This is a genomic window from Fulvivirga kasyanovii, from assembly GCF_009711405.1.
GTDB lineage: Bacteria > Bacteroidota > Bacteroidia > Cytophagales > Cyclobacteriaceae > Fulvivirga > Fulvivirga kasyanovii.
The window spans coordinates 21,983-31,504 of record NZ_SMLW01000636.1 but is presented as its reverse complement, the minus strand read 5'-3'; the positions used below and the strand labels follow the sequence as shown (position 1 = coordinate 31,504).

The 9,522-nt window shown below is 45.8% G+C and carries 8 protein-coding genes and 1 riboswitch; of the genes, 2 read left to right on the top strand and 6 right to left on the bottom strand.

Annotation, left to right across the window (positions count from 1 at the left end):
* Window positions 1-172: 172 nt before the first annotated feature.
* Window positions 173-691 carry a DUF421 domain-containing protein gene (locus tag E1163_RS22085; protein ID WP_246223831.1) on the top strand — a complete coding sequence of 173 codons (519 nt, stop codon included), beginning with the start codon at window positions 173-175 and terminating at the stop codon, window positions 689-691.
* Here the strand turns inward: E1163_RS22085 and E1163_RS22080 are convergent.
* The 6 genes from E1163_RS22080 to E1163_RS22055 form a co-directional block, all read right to left on the bottom strand.
* Window positions 679-909, bottom strand: coding sequence for a cysteine-rich CWC family protein (locus E1163_RS22080; RefSeq protein ID WP_155174643.1), 231 nt, complete (start codon window positions 907-909; stop codon window positions 679-681). The genes E1163_RS22085 and E1163_RS22080 overlap by 13 nt on opposite strands.
* Window positions 910-993: 84 nt before the next feature.
* On the bottom strand, window positions 994-3,321 hold the full coding sequence (gene metE, locus E1163_RS22075) for a 5-methyltetrahydropteroyltriglutamate--homocysteine S-methyltransferase (RefSeq protein WP_155174642.1): 2,328 nt from the start codon (window positions 3,319-3,321) through the stop codon (window positions 994-996).
* 173 nt (window positions 3,322-3,494) lie between these two features.
* Window positions 3,495-3,698, bottom strand: a riboswitch (cobalamin riboswitch).
* Between the two features lie 437 nt (window positions 3,699-4,135).
* The gene (locus E1163_RS22070) at window positions 4,136-4,573 is read right to left on the bottom strand and encodes a VOC family protein (protein WP_155174641.1); all 438 of its coding nucleotides are present in this window, start codon (window positions 4,571-4,573) and stop codon (window positions 4,136-4,138) included.
* A 98-nt stretch (window positions 4,574-4,671) separates the two neighbouring features.
* A complete protein-coding gene (locus tag E1163_RS22065; protein WP_155174640.1) occupies window positions 4,672-6,915 on the bottom strand; it encodes a xanthine dehydrogenase family protein molybdopterin-binding subunit in 2,244 nt (747 codons plus the stop codon).
* 1 nt (window position 6,916) lies between these two features.
* Entirely contained in the window at window positions 6,917-7,906 is a 990-nt protein-coding gene (locus tag E1163_RS22060) for an FAD binding domain-containing protein (RefSeq protein ID WP_155174639.1), read from the bottom strand.
* Window positions 7,903-8,433 carry a (2Fe-2S)-binding protein gene (locus E1163_RS22055; RefSeq protein WP_155174638.1) on the bottom strand — a complete coding sequence of 177 codons (531 nt, stop codon included), beginning with the start codon at window positions 8,431-8,433 and terminating at the stop codon, window positions 7,903-7,905. The genes E1163_RS22060 and E1163_RS22055 overlap by 4 nt, the downstream gene beginning before the upstream one ends.
* Before the next feature lie 270 nt (window positions 8,434-8,703).
* Between E1163_RS22055 and E1163_RS30680 the strand changes: the two genes are divergently transcribed.
* Window positions 8,704-9,522, top strand: an 819-nt coding sequence (locus tag E1163_RS30680) for a hypothetical protein (protein ID WP_221418063.1), incomplete at its 3' end; no start/stop codon positions are given.

Below are 9,522 nucleotides of genomic sequence, written 5' to 3'. Positions count from 1 at the left end.
AAAAAAATGAATTTTAATAAAAGATGAACAATCGAAAATATGTTTAGTGCAGGCTATCACTACGAAGTATTCTGAGGGTGAGGGTTTTGGTACTCAGGAGCCTTGATCCTCCACATCAAACTTTACGGTTATGATGTTGTTCAATAATAGAATTTAGATGCTTTGGTGTAACATGGAAGACTTTGCAATACGCATCATTGGAAGTGAGAATGATATCGAATGGTGGCAAATGGCTGTCAGGGCTTTAATTGTTTTTGTTATTGCCGTTACCCTGATCAGGGTCAGCAATAAGCGGATATTTGGGAAATTCACCTCTTTTGATATTGTATTGGGCATCATTTTGGGCTCTATTCTGAGCCGGGCTATTACTGCCAATTCCCCCTTTGTCCCTACCATTTGTGCCGCTACGGTACTGGTGTTGCTCCATCGGCTTATGGGCTTGCTCGCGTTCCGCTACGACTGGTTTGGGGCGCTTGTGAAAGGGCACCATCAAATGTTGGTAAAGGATGGTGAAATTATATGGAAACAGATGTCGCTGCAAAATATCAGCAAAAAGGACCTTGAGGAGGCCATGCGTAATGCCGGGAATACCACGGACATTAGTGCAGTGAAATATGCATTCCTGGAAAGGAGCGGGGATATAAGTATAATATTGAAAAGTGATGAAAGGGAGAATGATCAGAACCCATAACCTATCTTCTTCAGCCTGAGATTAAATTTCTCCCGGTTATACTCATCCCTGAGGGTTTCCATGCAGGCGGCGCACAAACAATCTTCATACTTGTCGTTAATGAAATTCCGTTCTTCCTGACTCAGTTTTACCGTAGAGCATTGGCACAGCACCACTGAACCAACCTTGCACTCAAAGGTGTGGTTGCAGCGCGGACAATATTTTAGTTCATGCTTCATGTATGGAAAGTATACCCGGCAAACCTGTGACAGCTTGCCGGGTATGGTTAATAGTAGAAAATTAATGCCACAATTCAATAAAACCTATACTACGGCTTCATTTATGCGTTCCCGGAGCTGCCTGGCAGCGGCTATCATTTCCACCAGCGCAGTTTTGGTTTCTTTCCAGTCACGTGTTTTTAACCCACAATCGGGGTTTACCCATAGCCGTTCGGCAGGTATTACTTTTTTAGCTTTTTCAAGCAGTGCTACCATTTCTGCTCTCGAAGGCACCCTGGGTGAATGGATGTCATACACACCAGGCCCGATGTCGTTGGGGTATTCGAAGTCTGCAAACGCATCGAGCAACTCCATTTGCGAGCGTGAGCATTCGATGGTAATCACATCGGCATCCATATCTGCTATATTGCCAATGATGTCGTTAAACTCAGAATAGCACATGTGCGTGTGGATCTGCGTTTCGTCTTTTACTCCACTGGTAGCCAGTTTAAAAGCACCTACAGCCCATTTCAGATAAGCGTCCCAGTCAGATTTTCTCAGCGGCAGCCCTTCACGAATGGCAGGCTCATCTACCTGAATGATCTCTATTCCGGCTTTTTCCAGGTCAAGCACCTCATCGCGGATAGCGAGTGATATTTGTTGGCAAGTGCTGGCGCGCGGCTGGTCATTACGTACAAATGACCATTGCAGTATGGTGACAGGCCCCGTAAGCATGCCTTTAACAATTTTATCAGTAAGCGATTGGGCATATGCCGTCCATGCTACCGTCATGGGCTGAGGACGGTGAACATCTCCATAAATGATCGGTGGCTTCACGCATCTGGAACCATAGCTTTGAACCCAGCCGAATTTTGTGAAAGCAAAGCCTTCCAGTTTTTCGCCGAAATACTCCACCATGTCATTCCGCTCAAATTCCCCATGCACCAGCACATCCATATTTATGTCTTCCTGCCAATGGATGGATTTCTCTATTTCCTGTTTTAAAAATGTCTCATACTGCTGTTGCGTAATATTTCCCTTTTTGAAATCAGCCCGCCATTTTCGCACTTCTGCGGTTTGCGGAAATGAACCAATGGTAGTGGTAGGGAAGAGGGGGAGCTCCAAAAGCTGGTTTTGCAATTCTTTCCTTTCCGGAAATGATGAACTGCGACTGAAATCTTCTTCCGTTACCGAATTGAGCCTTTGGCTGACCTTCGGGTTATGGATCAGCTTAGAGGTTTGTCTGCTTTTTGCCGCATTGATGTTGCTGATGTATTCTTGCTGAGCGGTATTTCTTTCCTCATCCAGCGATAAATTTTTCAGCACCGTGATCTCGTTCAATTTCTGTTTGGCAAAGGCCAGCCACTGCTTTATTTCAGGTGAAAGCGCCGCATTATCTTTTTCCAGGTCAAGGTCGCAGGGTGAGTGCAGGAGCGAGCATGAGGAGGCGATGGTTATTCGCTGTGCCCCGAGCTTTTCCGTAGCCGTTTGGATGAGTCCCAGGGACTGCCTGAAATCATTTTTCCAGATATTCCGGCCATCTACGAGGCCAAGAGACAAGTTGAGGTGCGAGGGCAACTGTTTGGAACTTAAAATCTCATCCAGTTGCTCAGGACTCCTCACCAGGTCAATGTGCAAAGTATCAACCGGTAGGGATAAAGCAGTTTTCAAATTGTCCCTGAGGTCACCGAAGTAAGTAGTGAGTATGATTTTAATGTCCGGAAACTGTTGATGAAGCGACTCATAAGCATAGGTAAAGGCTTTACGCTCCTTGTCATCCAGGTCCATCACAAGAAAAGGCTCATCCATTTGCACATACTCAACGCCCGATTCGGAGAATCTTCTGAATATATCATGATAAACCGGTATGAGCTTTTCAATCAGGTCTATCCGGTGAAAGCCCTCTTCTTTCTCTTTACCCAGCAGCAGGTAAGACACCGGCCCGGGTATGACAGGCTTGGTCAGTATGCCATTGGCTTTGGCTTCTTCATATTCATCAAAAATTTTTGTTGAAGACAGTTTGAATTGCTGGTCTTTGGTAAACTCAGGCACTATGTAGTGGTAGTTGGTATCGAACCACTTGGTCATTTCCATAGCTGTTATATCCAGCCCATCGTGCTGATAACCACGGGCCATGGCAAAATAAAGGTCAAGCGCGGACTTTGAGCTGTCGGCTTTTAGATCGCTGTACCGTTCGGGAATGGCACCGACAGTCATGGTCATATCCAATATCTGGTCATAAAAAGAAAAGTCGCCTGAGGGGATCAGGTCTATTCCGGCATCTTTTTGAAGTTTCCAGTTGTGTAGCCGGATGTCCTTTCCGGTTTCGAGTAATTCAGTTTCTGAAATTTTGTTTTTCCAGAATGCCTCACAGGCTTTTTTTAATTCACGATGGCTACCGATGGACGGGTAGCCCAAATTGTTTGTTTGCATAGCTTAAGCTTTTAAGTAATTTGAATAATTAGTTAAAAGCTCTTCAGCTCAACTTCACCATGCTTTAATGAAATATAGAAGAAAGGTATGAGCACACCTGATACATGTGTAGATGGCATCAATATCTGTTCTGGCTAATACTTCAAATCGCGAAAGCATCGTCAAATCCTGTAATATACAGGACGATAAAGGCAGGTCTCCTGGCTTTCCGGTTCCTGTTGGCCTTCTCATACTTCTTTGAGTACAATGGCATTTGTCAACAGGAATATTGCTACCTCTCGTGAGGTCGGAACTACAGTTGCGCGTCAGCTCGTGATTTTCACACGATTCCCTATTATTTTCGGCTTTCACCGAAAACCCTTACCGTTTTTGATTAAGAAATTAAGTAAAGAACTTATTGAATGGAAAGTTAGGAATAAATTTTTTAGAACCGGAAAGGAGGGGGTAAAAATGTTGGTAAATTGGTATTCAGTAAGTCCGAAGACGGGAGTCCGGAGATAGAAGAATCGACAGTAGAGCAATAGACCGGGAACGGTAAAAGTAAACGGTGATCGGTGATTGGTAAACGGTAAATTGTAAAACGGTAATTGGAAAACAAAGTGTATTAAAGAATTGGAATTTTAAATATTTCCACGGTATTACTATCTCCTTGAGGGACCGTAACAGTGAATGTCACTATACCTTTTGCTTACAGATAGCGCCCTTATCGGGGCTGGGTTGGTGTTTGTGCTCTAATCAGGGAAGTTCACCGTATGGTACGGCGGCAGGAGGGGGGTCCCGGTTTTGCTGCCGGGACAAAAGGTTTTTATATTCCTTACTCTTTTGGGTAATCATAGCTTACCATCCATTGTATATCGAACTTGTCTTTAAACATGCTGAAATACGAACCCCAGGGCACATCACCGATAGGCATTTCAATGACGCCACCTTCTGAAAGTTTCTCATAGATGCGTTGTGCTTCATCTTTGCTGTCGGTCGTTACGGATATGTAAAAATTGTTGCCCTGCGAAAGTTTTTGCCCCATCGAGTCCAGGGCATCAGTGGCCATCAGCATATTGCCATCCCCGATGGGCAGTGCTATGTGCATTATTTTGTTTTTGGTCTCTTCCGACATGTTTTCATGGCCTTCCATGGGCATATCACCGAACCTAACGATGCCGCCTAGGAACTCCCCTCCGAAAATGGATCTGTAAAAGTTGAAGGCTTCTTCTGTATTGCCGGGAAAGTTTAAATAGGGATTAATTTTTGTCATGGCTGTTTGATTTTGTTTTAGACAAAAATATATGAATAAACCAGCAGACAGCGTGTGCAAATCCGGCAATGATCAGGGGCGAAAGCGGCACATGATTTTTATATCGCGCTAACTTCTGACATGGCTTTGTCCAAAGTAATCGGCAGGCTTCTTATCCTTTTGCCGGTAGCATGATAAACGGCATTGCCAATGGCGGCAGCCACACCTACCAGGCCTATCTCGCCAACACCTTTTACGCCAATCGGACTTACTACATGGTCTTCCTCTTCTACAAAAGTAATGTCGATATCAGGCATGTCCGCGTTTACCGCAATGTGATATTCTGCCAGATCATGATTGATGAAGCGACCATAATGATGATCCATAAAAGAGTCTTCTTCAAGCGCCATGGAGACACCCCAGACCACGCCTCCCAAAATCTGGCTGTGAGCTGTTTTTGCATTGAGAATACGTCCTGCGTCGATGGCTGTTACGATGCGCGTAACCTTGATCGTGCCCAGGTCTTCATCTATTTTTACTTCGGCGAATACTGCCGAATGGGTGTTTCTGCTGTATTTATTTTGCTTCAGAAAATTGGGCAGTGCCGTGGTTTTCTTTTGAATGGTACCCAATCCCCGAAGCTTCATGACCTCAGTAATGGGGATAAAAACGGAATCGTCCTGTTTGTCCACGATATTTTCATCCCGGAAAACTACATCTTCCATTTTTGCGCCTTTAAAAGGGGAGTCATCAATTTTTCCAGCCTCCTTCAAAAGCTTTCGCGCTATTTTATCGCACACGTATTTGACTGCCGTACCTACAGATGCTGCTGTAGTAGACCCGCCTTCAAGGAAGGCGAAGGGTAGTGATGAGTCCCCAAGCTTTGCAGTTACCTGCTCCATAGGTAGTCCGAGGGTTTCTGCGGCTATCTGTGTCATAATGGTGTAAGTGCCTGTACCAATATCGGCTGTAGCGCTACCTACCTCCAGCTTACCATCTGCGGAAAGCCTGGCTTTGGCCCTTGCAGGTGTCTGCATGGCATCCCAGATACCTGAGGCCATACCCCAGCCCACAAGGTTATGCCCTTCTCGGGTGGAGCGGGGTTCGGGATTTCTTTGGCTCCAGCCAAATTTCTCTGCCGCTACCCGGTAGCACTCCTTTAGCGTTTTGCTGGAAAAGGGTTTCTCTTTGCCCTTATCTTCATCCGTATAGTTTCTTAGCCGGAGTTCCAGCGGGTTCATGTTGAGTTTATAAGCCAGCTCATCCATGGCCGACTCCAGGGCATAAACACCGGTAGCTCCACCGGGAGCCCGCATGTCAAGAGGAGTGTACATATCCAGTTGCACCAGTTTGTAGATCTCTTCTACATTTTCGCATCGGTAAAGCTTTTTGGGCCAGTTAACCACATTCTCTACGTACTTTTCAAACCGGGAGGTTTCGGAATACGCACTATGCGAGACAGCCTGTAGTGATCCGTCAGGTGATGCCGCCAGTTTGAGCTTTTGGATAGTGATTGGCCTGTGCCCGAAAGAGAACATCTGTGGCCTTGTAAGCTCTACTTTTACCGGTCGCTTAAGCTCCAGGGCTGCCAGAGTAGCCATAAAGAGCTGGTACTGGGGGCGTAAACCTGAGCCAAATGCACCTCCTACAAATGGAGAGATTACTTTGATTTTCTTCCGTTTAATGCCAAAGATCATGGAAACATAGTGACGGCTGTTGAGTACACCCTGGGTTTTATCATAGATCGTCAGCCCGCCGTCTTCTTCATAGATTACTGTGGAGGCATGCATTTCCATAGGATTGTGATGCTCTGCGCCATGAAAATATTCAGTCTCCAGCTTTATATCGGCAGCCTCATAAGCTTCCTCAAACTTTCCGATAGACTTAGGAGGCTCGAACCCAGCGCGGAACCCCTTACCCTCAATCGCCTCATCCAGACTATCGGCCAGTTTGGTATTGTGTGTCTCTACTTCATATTCCACCTTTACCCTTAAGGCTGCAAAGCGAGCCAGTTCCAGTGTTTCAGCAACCACCAGGGCAATAGGCTGCATATTAAACTGTATTTCGTCGCTATGCAATGGCCGGAACGGAGCGCCCGGAGGCGAATCCATGTCTTTGTAACTGAGGTCAAACCAGGCCAGTCCGGGTGTGTTTTCATGGGTGAAGATATGGAGCACCCCTTCGATTTCCAGGGCATCATGCGTGTCAATGGCTTTAATTCTGCCTTTGGCGATGGCACTTGAAATAACCACTCCGTGCACCAGGCCCGGTGCATTAAACTCAGCCGCATATTTTGCGCTTCCTGTTACTTTTTTTAAACCGTCAACGCGATTTTTGGGTTTGCCGATATGATTTGTTGCCATACTACTGATAGGTTTGAGAGGCCTCCATGAGCGCCCTTACTATCGAGCGTCTGGCCAGTTCAATTTTAAATTCATTATACCTGAAGCTCTTCGCTTCTTTAACAATAGCCGCCGCTACTGCCTGGAATCCATCCCGGTCAGCAGGTTTATCGATCAGGAGGCTTTCTGCTTCTTTATTGCGCCAAGGCTTATGCGCCACACCGCCCAGAGCGATCCGGGCATCTTTGATCACGTTATCCTCTATTTCAAGCGTTGCGGCCACTGAGACCAGGGCGAAGGCATAAGATGCCCTGTCGCGGTTTTTTATATAAGTGTAGTGATCTGCAAAGCCTTTCGGAGGGAGATCAACAGATGTTATGATCTCGTCTTCTCGCAGGTTAGTGTCTTTTTCGGGGGTATCTCCGGGTAGTCGGTGAAAATCTTCAAAGGGAATGGTGCGGCTGCCGTCCGGGCCTGTAACCTGTACCCGGGCATCCAGTGCTGCAAGTGCCACGCACATATCAGAGGGGTGAGTGGCAATGCAATGCTCGCTGGCTCCGAAAATAGCATGTAACCGGTTATATCCATCAATAGCTGCGCAGCCACTTCCCGGTTCCCGTTTATTGCATGCCGTGGTTTTGTCGTAAAAATAATAGCATCGGGTGCGCTGTAGCAGGTTACCACCATCGGTTGCTTTATTGCGCAACTGGGGGGATGCGCCCGCAAGTATGGCATGGGCAAGTAAAGGGTAACGCTTCTCAACCTCCGGGTGGTAGGCCGTATCCGCATTGGTAACCAGGGCACCCAGCCTTAGTCCACCGTCCTCAGTATTTTCAATAGTGTCATGCGCGATGTGAGTAATGTCCACCAAGTGTTGAGGGTGTATTACATCTATCTTCATCAGGTCCAGCAGGTTAGTGCCTCCCGCGATGAACCTGGCATCCTCATGTGCTGTCACCTCATTGACTGCTGTATCAATATCTTCTGCCCGGGAATAGGAAAATGGTCTCATGGTGTTTGGTTTTTATGGTTCTCCAATGCTTCCTGCACCACTTTTACAATATTGTTGTAGGCTCCGCAGCGGCAGATGTTGCCACTCATCAGGTCGCGGATATCGTCCAGTGTTTTGGCTTTGCCCTCATGGATCAGGCCTATGGTTGAGCAGATCTGCCCAGGAGTGCAGTAGCCACACTGGAAGGCGTCATGCTCGATAAATGCCTGCTGTACCGGGTGGAGGCCGTCATTGTTGGCCAGCCCCTCAATGGTAGTGATCTCAGCCCCATCATGCATAATCGCCAGAGTGAGGCAGGAGTTAATGCGTTTGCCTTCAAGCAGGATGGTGCAAGCCCCGCACTGGCCGTGGTCGCAGCCCTTTTTGGTGCCGGTTAGGTTCAGATGTTCACGGAGCAGATCAAGAACACTCGTCCAGGGCTCTACCTCCAGGTTATATGATGTGCCGTTGATGGTCAGGGAAATGTGGTGCTTTTCGATCGCATCACTTCTCACATCTTCTATAGTCTCGTGTGGTTGGTTTCTCATAAGCGGGCAAATTAAGGGTTGGCAAACAGAACCGCCGAGGCGATTACCTGTGCTGGTTTGATTACTGTTTAACAGGGGAGGGAGGGTTATGTTTGGTGATTTTGCCTTTTGTTTAGCGTCATGATATTGCCTAATGATTGGGATTAGTAGATATCATTAATTTAATTTGATATTTAAAATTTACTTATCGCTACAGCACTTCTTTCTGATTCAATGAAAAACGTTTGTATTTTAACACTGGCCAGTATTTTTTTTGTCTCCTGTGAGTACATGGCTTCCCGGAAATTTCAAAAGAGCATTGAGATCATAGATTCCTATGAAGGCATTACTGACCTGGTTCTTGAGGAAGGAAGTGAGGAATGGATGCTTCCGGTAGTTAATGACTCCATAATTAGTTATATCCTGAGTAAAGAAGGGTTAACAGATTCGCTTGAAAGTTTGGCTATTGTTAGCTGTCCCAAAATTACAACGGAAGGGTATAGAAAGCTGGCTGCCTTGAAGGGACTTAGAAGGCTAAAGCTTAAGAACTTGCCTATTAATGGTGCCGATGTGAACATATTAGCAGGCAGCCTTGATTCGCTGAGTATTTTTGATTTGATGAACAATGATCATATTGATTCAATCAGTTTTGGTGCAAGAAAGCATAGGCTAAGCGTACATATCACCGAGTGTAACCAATTTAGATATATATCAGGTGGAGATAGCACTACTCATCTTTCTATAACTCTGGATAATACTTTGGGACAGCGTAAAACTGAAATCGATATTGCCAAAAGTAAAGGGGTCTACCTTGGCTTTATCAATGAAAACATTACTGATTCACTGAAAATCCGAATCGGTTCCTCAGCTAACAATTATCTTCATTTTTTATCCTGTCGGTTTGATGAAAACACTAGGTTCTTTTCCTCTCTGCCCAACGTTAGAAAAATAAATATAAGTGGAGTATCCGCTCATAGTTTAAAATTTAATGATTTGCAGCAACTAAAAACCCTTCATATACGACATTTTGATACTGGAATTGAGGAGATCGTGCCGTTGAAACATGTAATCATTGAAAACCTGCCATCACTAACCTACCTTAATATAGAA